This window comes from Nitrobacter sp. CN101 (assembly GCF_055390255.1).
In genome coordinates, this window is sequence record NZ_AP038833.1 from 4,081,323 (window position 1) to 4,095,520 (window position 14,198).

The window sequence follows — 14,198 nt, forward strand, 5'->3', positions numbered from 1 at the left end:
AAACGACTTCAAAAAATATAATGAACCGTTACCGGAATTTGGGGGAAATGGCCAGATCGCTATTCTCTGGCATGTCAGGACGAGGCAGCCACTCTCCACCTCCGTCCTCTCAATGATCCTTGGCGGGTTTTTCCTCGGCAGGTTTTTCAGGAGCCGGCTGGGTGACGCTCAACGGGTCCGAACCGGGAAACGACTCTTTCAAGGCGCGATCGAGTTCCTTGTCCAGTTCTTCCTTGGTTTTTTGGTTCCGGTCGTCCGTCTCACCGTCATGCCGCGCCATAGCTTTCTCCCGGTGTGGGCAGCCAATGTAACGCCATCATGTAAGCGTCGGTTCCGGCGAATGTGGGATTCAGGGTCCAGCTTCGACCTGCTGTGGCCAAAAACGCCGAAGGCGCGCGCCGGACCGGCGGTCAGCCCCAACCTAAAGCCAGCGCGGTGCGATAGGTGACGAACGCCGCCAGATAAGCCATCGACAGCATGTAGAAGAATGTGATCATCACCCAGCGCCACCCGCCGGTCTCGCGCTTGATAACGGCGAGCGTTGAGGCGCATTGCGGCGCAAAGACATACCAGGCGAGAAACGCCAGCGCGGTCGCGAGACTCCATTTTCCGGCCAGCATATGACCGATCTGTTCCGCCGCCTCGTTGCCTCCTTCAATCGCATAGACGGTGCCAAGTGAAGCCACCGCCACCTCGCGCGCAGCCATGCCGGGAATAAGCGCAACGCTTATCTGCCAGTTGAACCCGATCGGCGCGAGCACAGGTTCGATCCAGCGGCCGATCATGGCTGCAAGGCTGAAATCGATCGCAGGCTCGGTGGCGCCAGCCGGCGGACGGGGGAACGACGCCAGGAACCAGATCAGAACCATCATGGAAAAAATCGTGGTGCCGGCACGCTTCAGAAACGCCATCGCGCGCTGGTAAAGATTCATCAGCACGCTGCGCAGTTGCGGCAACTTGTAATCCGGCAGTTCCAGCATGAAGGGCGGCGTCGCGCTGTCACGCCAGAAGAAGCGGTTGGCCACGAATGACACCGCGAGCGCGCTGAAGATCCCCACCGCATAGAGCCCGAACATCACGAGCCCCTGCAATCCGAGAATGCCGAGCACCGGCCGGTTTGGCACGAACGCCGCGATGATCAGCGTATAAACCGGGATGCGCGCCGAGCAGGTCATCAGCGGCGCGACCATGATCGTGGTCAGCCTGTCGCGCTTGTTATCGATCACCCGCGTCGCCATGATCCCCGGGATCGCGCAGGCGAAGCTCGACAACAGCGGGATAAAAGCGCGGCCGTGCAGTCCGGCGCCACCCATGATGCGGTCCATTAGGAACGCCGCACGCGCCATGTAGCCGAGGTCTTCAAGAAGCAGAATAAACAGAAACAGAATGAGGATTTGTGGCAGGAACACGATGACGCTGCCGACGCCAGAGATGATGCCGTTCTGGATGAAACTCTGCAGCAATCCTTCCGGCAGCACAGTCGCTGAAAAGGCGCCGAGCGCATCGAAGCCGCCGGAGATCAATTCCATCGCCGGTTGGGCCCAGGCGAACACGGCCTGAAACACCACGAACAGAAGCAGGAGCAGCGCGATCATGCCCGACATCGGATGCAGCAGCACGGCGTCTACGCGCGTGGTCCATGTATCGGGCTTAGCCGGTTCGCTGACCGCAGCGCCGATCACGCGATCAGCCTCGCGCTGCGCCGCGCGAAGATCTGATACGCCCGGCGTAGTCCAGTCGCTCCCGACGATGGCGCCTGCCGGCTTGCCGGCGATGTCGTCAATCCTGTGCAGGAGATCGTCAATGCCGCCTCGCCGCACGGCGGTCGATGTGACGACCGGCACGTCAAGTTCGGCGGAAAGCTTGTCGAGATCAATGCCGACGCCGCGACGCCGCGCGATGTCGATCATGTTCAGCACCAGAAGCATCGGCCGGTGAACACGCTTCAATTCGATCACCAGGCGCAACGCCACACGAAGATTGGTGGCGTCGGCGACGCAGAGCAAAAAGTCCGGCGGGCTTTCGCTCGCAAGTTTGCCGAGAATGACGTCGCGGGTAATGTCCTCGTCCGGGCTGCGGCCCCGCAATGAATAAGTCCCCGGCAGGTCGATCAGATCGACCCGGTGGCCGGATGCTGTGCGCAAAACCCCGGACTTCCGCTCCACGGTGACGCCAGCGTAGTTGGCCACCTTCTGCCGGCTGCCGGTAAGCGCATTGAACAAGGCGGTTTTGCCGCTATTCGGCGTCCCAACCAGGGCGATACGCCAGTCATTCACATCGATTGCGGTCATGCGATGGTTTTCGCTAGCCCGCCGACCATGACCGCCATGGCTTCGCGCCGGCGCAGCGCGATCGTCGTGCCGTTAACCCGAACCGCTATCGGATCCCGGCCAATCGGCCCTTCATGCAGGATCTGAACCGACGCGCCCTCGACGATGCCAAACTCAAGAAGACGCCTCTCGATCTCCATTGCAGACACCCCCAGGTGGTCGCCGTCGACCATGATGGCGGTCACCCGCCCGCGAAAGCCTCGCCGAGCGAGGCCGAGCGGCGTGGTTTCCATAGCTTCAGGGATGCTGGGATCGAGATTGGACATGACGTTCGCTTTGGATCAAGCGCTCCCGGGGGTCAAGACAAAGAGAGGCGATTGCGGCAAAATGGAACAATTGAAAATACCGGGCCAATCGTAAATCTCAAGTCGCGGGATGAGGGATCCGGAGATCGGCCTCGACCAGCGTGCGTAGATCCCGCGTCACCACGGGACGCTCTCCGAACCACAGCTCGAATCCGCGTACGGCCTGATGCAGCAGCATCCCGAGGCCGTCTGCGGTCCTGAGGCCCCGCGCCGTCGCCGCAGCCAGCAATGGCGTTTCCAGAGGAACATAGACCAGATCGGCGACCACCGCATCCTGCGGCAGCAGCGGCAGCTCGATGTCCAGTGGCGGCTGCCCGTTCATGCCGAGCGAGGTTGTATTCACGAGCAGACCAGTGCGCGGCAGCACGTCGCCAAGCGTGTTCCAAGCCGCTGGCATGACCGTGGGTCCGAATTGATCCGCAAGCACTTGCGCCCTTTCCATCGTACGGTTCACGAGATGGATGCGCTTGATCCCGCGTTCGATCAGACCGAACACCACGGCCCGCGACGACCCGCCGGCGCCAAGCACCAGCGCATCCTCGATGCGATCCCAGCCCGGTGCGACGGCATCGAGATTGCCGATGAAACCCTCGACGTCCGTATTGGTGGACCGCAGGATAGCACCATCATAATAGAGGGTGTTGGCTGCGCCGACGGCTCGCGCGCGCTCGTCTGGCTCCGTCAATTGCAACGCCCGCTCCTTGTGCGGGATCGTGACATTGGCGCCCACGAAGCCGTGCGTCGAAAGATGCATGACGAATTCGGCGAATCCTTCGGGCGGAATCGCTTCAATGCTGTAGCCACCCGTTATTCCGTGCACGCGCAGCCAATAGTGATGGATCAGCGGCGAGCGCGAATGCGCCGCGGGCCATCCGATCAGGCAGGCGGCCCGGCCTGTTGTCCCGGCTGTCATCATGCATCCCGTCGTGTGACGCGCCAACCATCAGGCGGCACCCGATGAAATCATGCAAGCTGACGCGCCTGTCAATGCCGCCGGTGCGGTCGCCGTGCAGCCGCACCGACCCAACCCTAAGCCGCCACCCGACGCGCAGCGATGATCTGGTCGGCGGTCCGGCCGGTGACTTCGGCCATGCGATCGAACTCCCGGGTAAAACTGCCCGCTCCCGCCGTCGCCGACCTCAGTTCGACGATGAGATCGCCGATCTCGGCTTCCGGCATCATCGCTCGCACACAGTCCCAGCCGGCCCAACTCTCGCGACTGTCGAAACCAAGAATCTGGCCGCGACGCGCCGACAGGATAGCGTTGACCTTCGCGGTCGCGTCACTCGGGCAAACGATCTCGACCACATCAATCGGCTCCAGCAGCACCGGCTGACATTTCGGCAAGGCTTCGGCTACCCCGATGCGGGCGGCGGTGCGGAACGCCTGATCCGAGGAGTCGACGCTATGGTAGGATCCATCGGTCAGCGTCACCTGCACGTCAATCACCGGAAAGCCAAGGGGACCGCGGGCGAGTCCGTCCACGACGCCGTCCTCGACTGCACCGATATAATTACGCGGCACCGCGCCGCCGACAATCTTGTCGACAAAGACGAAACCCGCGCCGCGTGCCAAGGGCTGAACCTCCAGCACCACGTCGCCGAACTGGCCATGCCCTCCGGACTGCTTCTTATGGCGTCCCCGCTGGCTGACAGGCTTGCGGATCGTTTCCCGATAGCTGATCGCGGGCGGATGTGAATCCGCATTGACCCCAAAGCGACCGTGCAACCGTTCGAGCGCAACGCGTAGATGCATCTCGCCTTGTCCCCACAGCACGGTGTCGTGAGTCTGCGTATTGTGAACGACGGCAAGCGAGGGGTCTTCCTCGTTGAGCTTGATGAGAGCCTGTCCGAGCTTGACGTCGTCCTTGCGGTCGCGGGCGGCAAGCGCCCTTGCAAGCACAGGCGCGGACGGCGCGATGCTGACCAACGAGGGCGGCGCGATCCGGGCGGTCGTTAACGTATCGCCGGTCTTGACGGCCTCGAGCTTGCCCAACGCCACCACCTCACCCGCGCACGCCGATGCGCGCTTGGTCTCCTGCGCGCCGGTAGCTGCGAGAATGCCGGAGATTTTTCCTGTTTCGCCTGACGACGCATGCACCGTCGCGGCATCGTCGAAGCGACCTGTCAGCACCCTCGCCAGCGACAGCTTGCCGCCGTGCTGGAGGTGCATGGTCTTGAACACGTAGGCCAGCGCCTCCTCGCTATCAGCCACGCCCATGCGCTTCGCCGTCTCGCTAATGCCAGGCGCTTCGTGGCGCAGCGCTTTCATCAACCGCAACACGCCGTTCTCGCGCGCAGCCGAGCCGAGCAATACAGGGCAAATCTGGCCATCGCGCAGCTCGCGTGCGAGATCGTCGAACACCGCATCCCGCGGCGGCGCAATATCCTCGAGCAGTTGCTCCATCAGCGCGTCGTCGTGATCGGCGAGTGTCTCCAGCATCGAGAACCGCGCTTCCTTCTCGCGGTCGAGATCGCCGGCGTTCAGTTGGACAACTTCGGAAGCCATATGCTCGCGGTAGACGAAGGCGCGCTCCAGCGCGAGATCGACAAATCCGGCGATCAAATCGCCGTTCCAGATCGGGATCTGCCGTAGCAACAGCGGAGTCCGCGACGCCGGCTGCAACATTGCCAAGGTTTGGCGAACGCCCTTGTTCGCCTTGTCGATCTTGTTGAGGAACAAGAAACGGGGAATGCCCAAATCTTCCAGTTCGCGCAGGATAATCTGCAACTGCGGCAACTTGCGCTCGTCCGCCTCGCACACGACCACCGCCGCATCGACCGCGGGAATCGCAGCGCGCATGTCGTGTGCGAATTCGATCGAACCCGGACAGTCGATAAAAGTATAGGCTTCGCCCATGAAGCAGGCGGTGGCCGGAGTGAGTCCGACTCCCATTTTGTGCTGGCGAGCTTCGTCGCTGGCGTCGCCGACGCTGGTTCCTTGATCGACGCTGCCTGCTTTGGGGATTGCGCCCGTTCGGGCAAGGATGGATTCGAGAAGTGTGGTTTTACCGCTCTGGAACGGGCCCACCAGCGCAATGCACCGGGGACCCGACGTTTGAGTGCCTTGAGATCCCCCTTGGGGACTTCTGAGGTCTTGTCCCATTGCCGCCTCCTGGTCTGGAAGTCGGCCCATGATTGGGTCGGCGATAGCCGATGCTCCTCCCGCAGACGGAATTTGGCAAGCAGGAAAACGCGTCGGGACATCCGCGCCGACGGTTCAGCCAACGCGCAGCCCGGCTCAATGGGGCGAAACGCCGGACGGATTCGGCGAAGCCTGCTAGAGCGTTTTCGAGCGAAGTGGCTGCCGGTTCGCGTGAAGAAAACGCGTCAGATCAAAAAGCTAGAGTCTTTCACCGTTTCCGTGAAGCGGTGAAAGATTCTAGCGGCCCGGACGCAATTCCAGCGCAGCGAGACCCGCCGCCACGTTGAGGCCGACCTGACCCTGCACGCTGAGCGGTTGCAGCGCGATCGAATTGGCGGAGCCGCCGATCAGAACGTTGCCGCCGAGACCAACGCCGACCGAAGCGCTGCCCTGCGCGCCCGCGTAGTTACCCGAGAGATCGCCAGGCCCGAGCCGCGCCACCGGAGCGTAAACGCCCCAGGCCAGCGCCGATTCCTGGGTAATGCCGAGATCGACCCCAACCTTGCGGATCGTAGCCACATAACGGTCTTCCGGCAGGCCGTCGGCGTGAAACACGCAGCCAAGATGGGTAACGGAGCCGACGACAAACCCAACGCTCGCTCCGCCGCGGCATTCGAGAACGCCGACCTTGACAGGTTGCCAGGGCTGCTGCGCAACGGCGCCCGCATACAACGCGATCAGCGCCGCCGCCGCGCCCGCCAGAGCTGAAAAACCGCGCATGGCAAAACTCCGGATGAATTTGGTGGTGTGATGCAAAAACGGCCACTCAATGAGTTGCGAAACGTGCTTTTTTATCGCACCTGCCTGCCGCTCACCAGACGCGCCCCGCCGTCATGAACGCCTCAACCATAAGCCATAAAAATGAGGCCCGCTTTCGCGGGCCTCATTGGTCGTCCGATCCGATCAGTGATGATGATGGTGGTGATGATGATGATGGTGGTGGTGCCGATGCCGCCTGTAGCGTGGCGCCGGGCGCAGATCCACCGGGCGCAGATCAACATCGACGATGCCAGCCACGGCGCTAAGGCCGGTCTGGCCCTGCAGGCTCAGCGGCTGCAGCGAGATCGAATTGTTGGAACCGCCGGCCAGCAGGTTCGCGCCGATCCCAACTCCGACCGTCGCGTTAGCGCCGACCCCGCCGAAGTGACCGGCAAGTGCTCCGCGGCCCAGCCGCCCACCCGGCGCGTGGACCATCCATGCCAAACCGGTCTGCTGAGTAATGCCAAGGTCAAGACCAAAGCGCTGAATGCGCGCGATATATGGTTCAGGCGGCGCTCCGCTGTTGCTGCGGAAGATGCATTGCAGCTCGGTTGTCGAACCAACGACATAGCTCACGTTCTGGCCGCCCGCACATTCGAGGACACCGGCCTGGACGGTATTATACTGAGCATGGGCGCTCGCAACTGACGCGACGAGCGTCACGGCGGCCACGGCGAGAAGTCTCGGGAAGTTCATGGAATAATCTCCGCTTGGAATCGGGAAAGGGGGAAAGGCGTGGAATCGGTAAAGGTGTGGGACATGATGGAATCGCCGTGTCCAAAACAAGGCAATCGCCACATTGCGGCATCAACATGCCGACACGTTGCTAAAACTTAATGAATATCAGGACATAGCTACTCCAGACTTGGGCAGGTATTGGGCAATGTATTGCTGCCGCGAAGGCGATCAGCGCAGATTGCCGCAGAACTGCTGGATGCGCTTGCAGGCCTCTTCGAGATCCGCCGTTTTAGTCGCATAAGAGATACGGAAGGCCGGTCCTAAGCCGAACGCGGACCCCTGCACCACCGCAACTCCCTCGGCCTCCAGTAACTCGGTAACGAAATCCTCATCCGTCTGGAGCTTCCTGCCCGACGGCGTGGTCTTGCCGATGGCGCCAGCGCAGGACGGATAGACGTAGAACGCGCCTTCCGGCCGTGGGCAATCAATGCCGTTGGCCTGGTTCAGCATCGCCACTACGAGGTCGCGACGCTCCTTGAATATCTTGTTATTCGCTTCGATAAACCCTTGCGGGCCACTCAGGGCTTCCACCGCCGCCCATTGCGAGACGGACGACGGGTTAGACGTCGATTGCGACTGGATCGTTGCCATCGCCTTGATCAGTTGAACGGGACCCCCGGCATAGCCAATACGCCAACCCGTCATACAGTAGGCCTTTGACACTCCGTTCACTGTGAGTGTGCGATCGAACAATTTTGGTTCAACCTGCGCAGGAGTGGTAAATTCGAACTCGTCATAGATCAGATGCTCGTACATATCGTCGGTCATCACCCAGACCTGCGGGTGCTTCACCAGCACATCGGTCAGCGCCTTCAATTCGGCCCGCGTATAGGCCGCGCCGGTCGGGTTCGACGGCGAGTTGAGGATGATCCACTTGGTCTTCGGCGTGATCGCTCTTTCCAGCGCCTGGGGCTGCAACTTGAACCCGAACTCCGCCGTGCAAACCACGGGCACGGGCTCGCCTCCCGCCAACGCCACCATTTCGGGATAGCTGACCCAGTACGGCGCAGGGATGACGACCTCATCACCCGGATTGATGGTCGCCATCAGCGCGTTGTAGAGCACCTGCTTGCCGCCGGTGCCGACAATGATCTGGTTCGGCTTGTAGGTCAGCTCGTTCTCGCGTTGAAACTTGGCGATAATCGCCTGCTTCAGTTCGGGGATACCATCGACCGCCGTATACTTGGTCTTGCCCGCCTCGATGGCATGAACCGCGGCCAATTTGATATTGGCCGGTGTATCGAAATCCGGCTCACCCGCGCCGAGACCGATCACGTTCCGCCCCTCCGCTTTGAGCCGACGTGCTTTATCCGTGACCGCGATGGTCGCGGACGGCTTCACACGATCGAGCGCAGTAGACAGGAACGACATCGTCATCTCCTAGCAAGCGTGGTCGGTCACCATTTCCACGCCATTTCAGTGATTGGGATCGCAAACACATTAGTGTGCGTTACGTTGCACCGCAAGAACAATGCTGACCGGCGCACATCTGATAGGTTTCAGAGAACCTTAAATACCAACGATTAGTGTCCGCCGGACCTCCGCATGCAGCGATTGGGACATGACCCGTTTTTGGCAAAAGATTCGAACCGGACAATGGCTGACTGCGGAGCGTCTGCAAGGCTACAGCATCATTTTGCTGGTTCTCTGCGCCATCGCGATCGTCGTGTGGGTCGCAGCGTCGGACGGGCTCATCGACCGGCGCGGCGAGCCGATCGGAACGGACTTCTCCAATGTCTACGCCGCCGGCGCCCTGGCTTGGCAGGGGTTGGCGCCTGACGCCTACGATCCCAGACTACAGCATGCCGCCGAACAGGCCATCTTCGGCGGCCGGCCGGTGCCCTTCTACGGATGGCATTATCCGCCATTTTTCTTTGCCATCGCGATGGCCATCGCCGCCTTTCCTTACGGTTGGGGCCTGCTGTTATGGCTGGTGACCAGTCTGACAGGTTACCTCGTGACGGTCTGCGCCATCGTCCGGCGTCCCGGGACCTGGCTGCCGGCGCTGGCTTTTCCGGCTGTCTTCATCAATATCGGCCACGGACAAAACGCATTTTTCACCGCGACGCTTATCGGCGGCGCGCTGGTGCTACTCGATCGCCGGCCGTGGGTTTCAGGCATCCTCATCGGCCTCCTGATCTACAAGCCACAGTTTGGCGTGCTGATCCCCATCGCATTGCTTGCCGGCGGGCGCTGGACGACCTTTGCCGCGGCGCCTCTCACCGCATCGGCACTCACGGTCGCCAGCTTCGCGATATCCGGCGCCGAAATCTGGCACGCCTTCGCGGTATCGACGACGTTTACGCGAACGGTGATCCTGGAACAGGGCGCCACCGGCTGGCACAAAATCCAATCGCTGTTTTCAGCGGTCAGGATGTGGGATGGCGGAATCCATCTTGCCTATGCAGCTCAGGCAATGCTGGCCGCCGCGCTCGCAATCAGCATTGCATGGCTATGGCGCTCGCGAGTTTCGTATGATTTGAAAGCCGCCGCACTCTGCACCGCATCGCTGCTCGTCACGCCATATGTACTGGACTACGATCTCGTCGTTCTCGGCATTGCGATCGCGTTTCTCGCCCGTCACGGTCTGGCGCACGGTTTCATATCCTACGAACTTTCGCTGCTGGCGCTGGCGTGGATCACGCCGCTTCTTACACGCATCATTGCCGGCGCGAGCGGTCTTCCCCTTGGTCTCATCGTGATGATGATGCTCTACGTCGTCATCCTGCGCCGGGCGGCTATGGAAGCCGGCATTATCTTCAGGAGTGATGTCCTTGCCAAGGCTTGACCGGATCCGCGACGAAATCGACGGCATGTTCGCGCAGAGCAGCATGGTGCGAAATCGAACGATCGCCGTGCTTCTCCCTTGCTACAATGAGGAAGTCACCATCGGCGGTGTAGTCCGCGGATTCCTTCGCGCGCTGCCCGGCGCCAGGGTCTACGTCTACGACAACAATTCCACTGACGGCACCTACGACGCAGCGCTCGCGGCCGGTGCTGTCGTTCGCCGTGAACTGCTGCAGGGCAAGGGAAATGTCGTCCGCCGCATGCTGGCGGATATCGACGCCGACATCTACGTTCTGGCGGATGGCGATGGCACTTATAAACCGGACGCCGCCGGCGCGCTGATCGAGGCGCTTGTCGTGCGCAACCTCGACATGATGATCGGAACCCGTAACGGCGACGATAAGGCTTTTCCGTCAGGCCATCGGTTTGGCAACCTCTTCTTCAATCGCGTCATGGCGCACATGTTTGGTGACGGCTTCACCGACATTCTCTCGGGTTATCGAGTTCTCTCCCGCCGCTTCGCCAAATCATTTCCGGTGTCGTCGGCAGGCTTTGAGATCGAGGTCGAGCTCTCGGTCCATGCCCTCGACCTGAAGATCGCGACCGGTGAAATGGCGCTGCCTTACGGCACACGCCCCGATGGATCGACCAGCAAGCTGCGCACCTATCGCGATGGCCTGCGCATCCTGCTGATGCTTTTCAAGCTGTACAAGGAAACGCAGCCGCTACGATTCTTCGGTGCTGCAGGCACCATGCTTCTGCTCGTTTGTCTTGGGCTCGGCATCCCGCTCATCGCGACCTATCTGGAAACCGGCCTTGTGCCCCGAATACCAACTGCGGTACTCGCCGCGGCGATTGCCCAGCTTGGATTCCTCAGCCTGGCAATCGGACTCGTGCTCGATGCCGTCGCGCGAGGTCGCCGTGAAGCCAAACGGATGCGCTATCTCGATCTTGACGCAGTTGCAAACAAGCCTTGATGCTAATCGGGTCGTTGATCGCGCAATAAAATCTCCCGCACGACTTTGCGGCAGTTCAATTTTACTTTTCCAAACGGCAAGACCTTGCGGCGAGCGGCGTGCGACCACTATTCTTGCACTGCGTTGCAGGCGAGTGGGCCGGACGCTCCAGCGATCAGGCGAAGCTCCGTAATGTACAAGCTCTATTCAATGCAGCGCTCGGGAAACAGCTACAAGGTTCGCCTCGCGCTGACTTTCCTTGACGTGCCTTATCATGCCATCGAAATCGATATCCTGCGCGGCGAAAGCCGCACGCCGGATTTTCTCGCCAAGAACCCGAGCGGACAGGTACCGTTACTGGAGGTAGCAGAAGGGCGTTACCTCGCCGAGTCCAATGCCATCTTGTGGTATGTCACGATCGGAACCGCATTGGCTCCGAATTCACCGATCGAGCGCGCCGAAGCCCTGCAGTGGATGTTCTTTGAACAGCACGCGCTGGAGCCGAACATTGGCGCCGCGTATTTCTGGTTGTCGCTGGTCAAGGGAGGCCGCGAGCTGCAGACTCACGCGCTGGAAGACTGGATGGAGCGCGGCTATGCGGCCCTCCAGGTCATGGAAAACCATCTCAGAACCAATGACTTTTTCGCTGCCGGGCAACTGACCATCGCCGACATCGCACTTTATGCCTACACCCATGTCGCCGACCAATGCGATTTCGACCTCGCGACGTTCCCGTCGATCCGCGCCTGGTTACGGCGGGTTGAACAGCAGCCCGGCTTTGTAACCATGGACGGCAGCGCGGCTTTCTCGGACGATGCCGCAATCAGAATCGCAAGGGCTTGATCCGTGCGGCCGACACCGGGCTAAGGGCTTCGATATCACAAGGCAGGAACCACTTCGCCTCATTCAACTTGCCCCAATCCTGCCCGTGCTTGGTGAAAGATTGTCCAGGCTGGTGATTCGCCAGTGCTTGTGGAGATCCGACAATGATGCGGTCGCGAGGTTCGAGCGGATGGTTTGGAGGGCGCTTCGCACCCGTCGCGTCCTCGCGTCTGACCAATGCTGTTGCGGCCTCACTCGCAATCTCTGCTTTTGCAGTCGTCGTTTCGGTCGCCTTCGCGATGATGTCGATCAAGGTTGCGATGGCTATGCCAATCGGGATCTGAACCGCACTCCTTGCAATGTACATTGGTTCCTCACAATTTTGTGACGGCCAACCATGTCTCTCCGTGTGACCATCGCTCGCCGCCAGGAGCGTTCGATGAAAAGACCAATCGTGCGGGTTACGGCCATTCTGGGCGCGGCCACCGTCCTCGCGGCTTTCTTCGCCGCCAACGCGCGCAGCGAAAGCAAATCGTTCCGGTCGTCAGCCGGACCGATCGAGGTCTCAACCATTGCCCGCGGCCTCGTCCATCCTTGGGGGCTCGCCTTGCTGCCGGACGGGCGGATACTGGTCACGGAACGGCCCGGGCGCTTTCGCATCGTCAGCCGCGACGGTGATCTGTCGCCGCCGCTCAAGAACGTGCCCGAAGTCTGGGCCTCCGGTCAGGGCGGGCTGCTGGACGTTGTGCTGGACAAGTCGTTCGTGACCAACAAAACCCTCTATTTCTGTTTCGCAGAGCCGGCGGAAGGTGGCGGACGAACCGCCGTTGCACGCGCCACATTGGGTGAGGATCGGCTTCAAGACGTCGAGATCACCTTCCGGCAGGAGGGCCCGCTGTCGTCGGGCAATCACTATGGCTGCCGCATCGCGCAAGCTGACGACGGCAATCTTTTCGTGACGCTTGGCGAGCATTTCAACCATCGCGACGAGGCGCAAAATCTTGCGAACCACCTCGGCAAAGTGATCCGCATCGCGCCCGATGGCTCAGTGCCGGCGGACAATCCGTTCGTCGGCCGCGCAGACGCCAAGCCGGAAATCTGGAGCTACGGCCACCGTAACGAACAGGGGCTCGCCATCAATCCGGCGACCGGCGACCTTTGGGAGGTCGAGCACGGCCCTCGTGGCGGCGACGAGGTCAACATCATCGGCAAGGGTAAAAACTACGGCTGGCCGGTGATCGGCTACGGCATCGACTACAACGGCGCGAAAATCCATGCCAGCACCGCAAAGGAAGGCATGGAGCAGCCCGTGAAATATTGGGTGCCTTCGATCTCCCCATCCGGCATGGCCTTCTATACCGGCACGCTGTTTCCGTCGTGGAAAGGAAGCCTTTTCACCGGCGCGCTGTCTGGCAAGATGCTGGTGCGGCTCTCGCTCAGTGGCAATGAGGTGACCGGTGAGGAACGCCTGCTGGAAGACCTCAACGAGCGCATCCGCGACATTCGCCAAGGGCCGGACGGCGCGTTGTGGCTTTTGACCGATAGCACTGCCGGACGCCTCTTGCGGGTGTCGCCAGCCGGGAAATGACTCCTAGAGTCTTTGCACCGTGTCACGAAAACGGTGAAAGACTCTAGGTTTTTGATTTGACGCGTTTCCTTCACGCGAACCGGATTTCACTTCGCTCGAAACGTTCTAGCACCGCGAGCGCCGTGCCTCGCGTCACGGAGTCCTGAGCGCCGCGAATAGCGCGAAGCCGAACAGCACGATGACACCGGCTATAAATCCGAACGCGAATGTCCAAAGCCCGCGCGGCGGCTTCCTCGCCTCCGCTTGCTCCCACAGCGACGGCGCCGATAGCGCACGCTCGCGCTCGATCATGCGGCGAGCGACATAATCCGTGACAGCTTTGACGATCGCGGCCGAGTCGTGAGATTCCGCGAGTACAATCCGGCCGTGCCGGGTATCCTGGACGAAACGGTACAAGCGTTTGTCGCGTCCCATCAGGACGTGGGCCACAATGTCGATCCACAGCCGCGGCGTGTCTCCCTTGCTGAGGCCCCGATCGAATAGATCGATCTGATCCGGCACTTGCGCGAACAGCGGATCGAGCGCCTCGTTCAAGATCTCAAGCCGCGCCACTTCCGCGTCGCGCAGATCAACGACGACGCCGGTTCGATCCGCGGCCTCGATCCGAGCCTGCCACAGTGCCTCGCGCAACCGCAGCGGCTTCGCCGTTTCCGCCACACTCCTTCCAATGTTCGGTCCGTCCGACATCGGTAGCCTTTCCCGCAGATGCTGCCGCCTTTTTAACCTGACGGTAACTATATAATTTAGCAGGTACTCCATTTCTGGCAAA

The 14,198-nt window shown here is 61.1% G+C and carries 14 protein-coding genes; 4 read left to right on the forward strand and 10 right to left on the reverse strand.

Going from position 1 to position 14,198, the window contains the following annotated elements; translation table 11 throughout:
- Positions 1-109: 109 nt before the first annotated feature.
- From ACZ5IL_RS20430 to ACZ5IL_RS20465, 8 genes are all read right to left on the reverse strand, one after another.
- Positions 110-280 carry a hypothetical protein gene (locus ACZ5IL_RS20430; protein WP_464594269.1) on the reverse strand — a complete coding sequence of 57 codons (171 nt, stop codon included), beginning with the start codon at positions 278-280 and terminating at the stop codon, positions 110-112.
- Positions 281-410: 130 nt separating this feature from the next.
- The gene (gene feoB / locus ACZ5IL_RS20435) at positions 411-2,291 is read right to left on the reverse strand and encodes a ferrous iron transporter B (RefSeq protein WP_464594270.1); all 1,881 of its coding nucleotides are present in this window, start codon (positions 2,289-2,291) and stop codon (positions 411-413) included.
- A complete protein-coding gene (locus ACZ5IL_RS20440; RefSeq protein ID WP_374708861.1) occupies positions 2,288-2,596 on the reverse strand; it encodes a FeoA family protein in 309 nt (102 codons plus the stop codon). The genes feoB and ACZ5IL_RS20440 overlap by 4 nt, the downstream gene beginning before the upstream one ends.
- A gap of 97 nt (positions 2,597-2,693) precedes the next feature.
- The gene (locus ACZ5IL_RS20445; RefSeq protein WP_464594271.1) at positions 2,694-3,551 is read right to left on the reverse strand and encodes a shikimate dehydrogenase; all 858 of its coding nucleotides are present in this window, start codon (positions 3,549-3,551) and stop codon (positions 2,694-2,696) included.
- Positions 3,552-3,664: 113 nt separating this feature from the next.
- Positions 3,665-5,740 carry an elongation factor G gene (locus tag ACZ5IL_RS20450; protein ID WP_464594272.1) on the reverse strand — a complete coding sequence of 692 codons (2,076 nt, stop codon included), beginning with the start codon at positions 5,738-5,740 and terminating at the stop codon, positions 3,665-3,667.
- Between the two features lie 276 nt (positions 5,741-6,016).
- Positions 6,017-6,499, reverse strand: a complete 483-nt coding sequence (locus ACZ5IL_RS20455; RefSeq protein ID WP_464594273.1) for a DUF992 domain-containing protein — start codon at positions 6,497-6,499, stop codon at positions 6,017-6,019.
- Positions 6,500-6,682: 183 nt separating this feature from the next.
- On the reverse strand, positions 6,683-7,234 hold the full coding sequence (locus ACZ5IL_RS20460) for a DUF992 domain-containing protein (RefSeq protein WP_464594274.1): 552 nt from the start codon (positions 7,232-7,234) through the stop codon (positions 6,683-6,685).
- Between the two features lie 210 nt (positions 7,235-7,444).
- On the reverse strand, positions 7,445-8,647 hold the full coding sequence (locus ACZ5IL_RS20465) for a pyridoxal phosphate-dependent aminotransferase (protein WP_464594275.1): 1,203 nt from the start codon (positions 8,645-8,647) through the stop codon (positions 7,445-7,447).
- 190 nt (positions 8,648-8,837) lie between these two features.
- Between ACZ5IL_RS20465 and ACZ5IL_RS20470 the strand changes: the two genes are divergently transcribed.
- The 3 genes from ACZ5IL_RS20470 to ACZ5IL_RS20480 all read left to right on the forward strand — a co-directional run bounded on the left by ACZ5IL_RS20470 (position 8,838) and on the right by ACZ5IL_RS20480 (position 11,862).
- Complete coding sequence (locus ACZ5IL_RS20470) at positions 8,838-10,064, forward strand: glycosyltransferase family 87 protein (RefSeq protein ID WP_464594276.1); 1,227 nt, start codon at positions 8,838-8,840, stop codon at positions 10,062-10,064.
- Complete coding sequence (locus tag ACZ5IL_RS20475) at positions 10,045-11,040, forward strand: glycosyltransferase (protein WP_464594277.1); 996 nt, start codon at positions 10,045-10,047, stop codon at positions 11,038-11,040. The genes ACZ5IL_RS20470 and ACZ5IL_RS20475 overlap by 20 nt, the downstream gene beginning before the upstream one ends.
- A gap of 171 nt (positions 11,041-11,211) precedes the next feature.
- Positions 11,212-11,862, forward strand: a complete 651-nt coding sequence (locus ACZ5IL_RS20480) for a glutathione S-transferase family protein (RefSeq protein ID WP_464594278.1) — start codon at positions 11,212-11,214, stop codon at positions 11,860-11,862.
- On the opposite strand, the gene ACZ5IL_RS20485 is transcribed toward ACZ5IL_RS20480, so the two are convergent.
- Positions 11,843-12,208, reverse strand: a complete 366-nt coding sequence (locus ACZ5IL_RS20485) for a hypothetical protein (protein ID WP_464594279.1) — start codon at positions 12,206-12,208, stop codon at positions 11,843-11,845. The two genes, ACZ5IL_RS20480 and ACZ5IL_RS20485, sit on opposite strands and share 20 nt — an antisense overlap.
- Positions 12,209-12,280: 72 nt before the next feature.
- On the opposite strand from ACZ5IL_RS20485, the gene ACZ5IL_RS20490 reads away from it, so the two are divergent.
- On the forward strand, positions 12,281-13,429 hold the full coding sequence (locus ACZ5IL_RS20490) for a PQQ-dependent sugar dehydrogenase (RefSeq protein ID WP_464594280.1): 1,149 nt from the start codon (positions 12,281-12,283) through the stop codon (positions 13,427-13,429).
- A gap of 132 nt (positions 13,430-13,561) precedes the next feature.
- On the opposite strand, the gene ACZ5IL_RS20495 is transcribed toward ACZ5IL_RS20490, so the two are convergent.
- Positions 13,562-14,116 carry a hypothetical protein gene (locus ACZ5IL_RS20495; RefSeq protein WP_464594281.1) on the reverse strand — a complete coding sequence of 185 codons (555 nt, stop codon included), beginning with the start codon at positions 14,114-14,116 and terminating at the stop codon, positions 13,562-13,564.
- Positions 14,117-14,198 lie beyond the last annotated feature (82 nt).

What these genes read in the sequence shown, in the direction of transcription:
- ACZ5IL_RS20480 (WP_464594278.1), top strand. Translation starts at nt 11,212, where the DNA reads ATGTACAAGCTCTATTCAATGCAGCGCTCGGGAAACAGCTACAAGGTT.
- ACZ5IL_RS20485 (WP_464594279.1), bottom strand. Translation starts at nt 12,208, where the DNA reads ATGTACATTGCAAGGAGTGCGGTTCAGATCCCGATTGGCATAGCCATC.
- ACZ5IL_RS20470 (WP_464594276.1), top strand. Translation starts at nt 8,838, where the DNA reads ATGACCCGTTTTTGGCAAAAGATTCGAACCGGACAATGGCTGACTGCG.
- ACZ5IL_RS20495 (WP_464594281.1), bottom strand. Translation starts at nt 14,116, where the DNA reads ATGTCGGACGGACCGAACATTGGAAGGAGTGTGGCGGAAACGGCGAAG.
- ACZ5IL_RS20490 (WP_464594280.1), top strand. Translation starts at nt 12,281, where the DNA reads ATGAAAAGACCAATCGTGCGGGTTACGGCCATTCTGGGCGCGGCCACC.
- ACZ5IL_RS20450 (WP_464594272.1), bottom strand. Translation starts at nt 5,740, where the DNA reads ATGGGACAAGACCTCAGAAGTCCCCAAGGGGGATCTCAAGGCACTCAA.
- feoB (WP_464594270.1), bottom strand. Translation starts at nt 2,291, where the DNA reads ATGACCGCAATCGATGTGAATGACTGGCGTATCGCCCTGGTTGGGACG.
- ACZ5IL_RS20445 (WP_464594271.1), bottom strand. Translation starts at nt 3,551, where the DNA reads ATGATGACAGCCGGGACAACAGGCCGGGCCGCCTGCCTGATCGGATGG.
- ACZ5IL_RS20440 (WP_374708861.1), bottom strand. Translation starts at nt 2,596, where the DNA reads ATGTCCAATCTCGATCCCAGCATCCCTGAAGCTATGGAAACCACGCCG.
- ACZ5IL_RS20455 (WP_464594273.1), bottom strand. Translation starts at nt 6,499, where the DNA reads ATGCGCGGTTTTTCAGCTCTGGCGGGCGCGGCGGCGGCGCTGATCGCG.
- ACZ5IL_RS20430 (WP_464594269.1), bottom strand. Translation starts at nt 280, where the DNA reads ATGGCGCGGCATGACGGTGAGACGGACGACCGGAACCAAAAAACCAAG.
- ACZ5IL_RS20475 (WP_464594277.1), top strand. Translation starts at nt 10,045, where the DNA reads ATGTCCTTGCCAAGGCTTGACCGGATCCGCGACGAAATCGACGGCATG.
- ACZ5IL_RS20460 (WP_464594274.1), bottom strand. Translation starts at nt 7,234, where the DNA reads ATGAACTTCCCGAGACTTCTCGCCGTGGCCGCCGTGACGCTCGTCGCG.
- ACZ5IL_RS20465 (WP_464594275.1), bottom strand. Translation starts at nt 8,647, where the DNA reads ATGTCGTTCCTGTCTACTGCGCTCGATCGTGTGAAGCCGTCCGCGACC.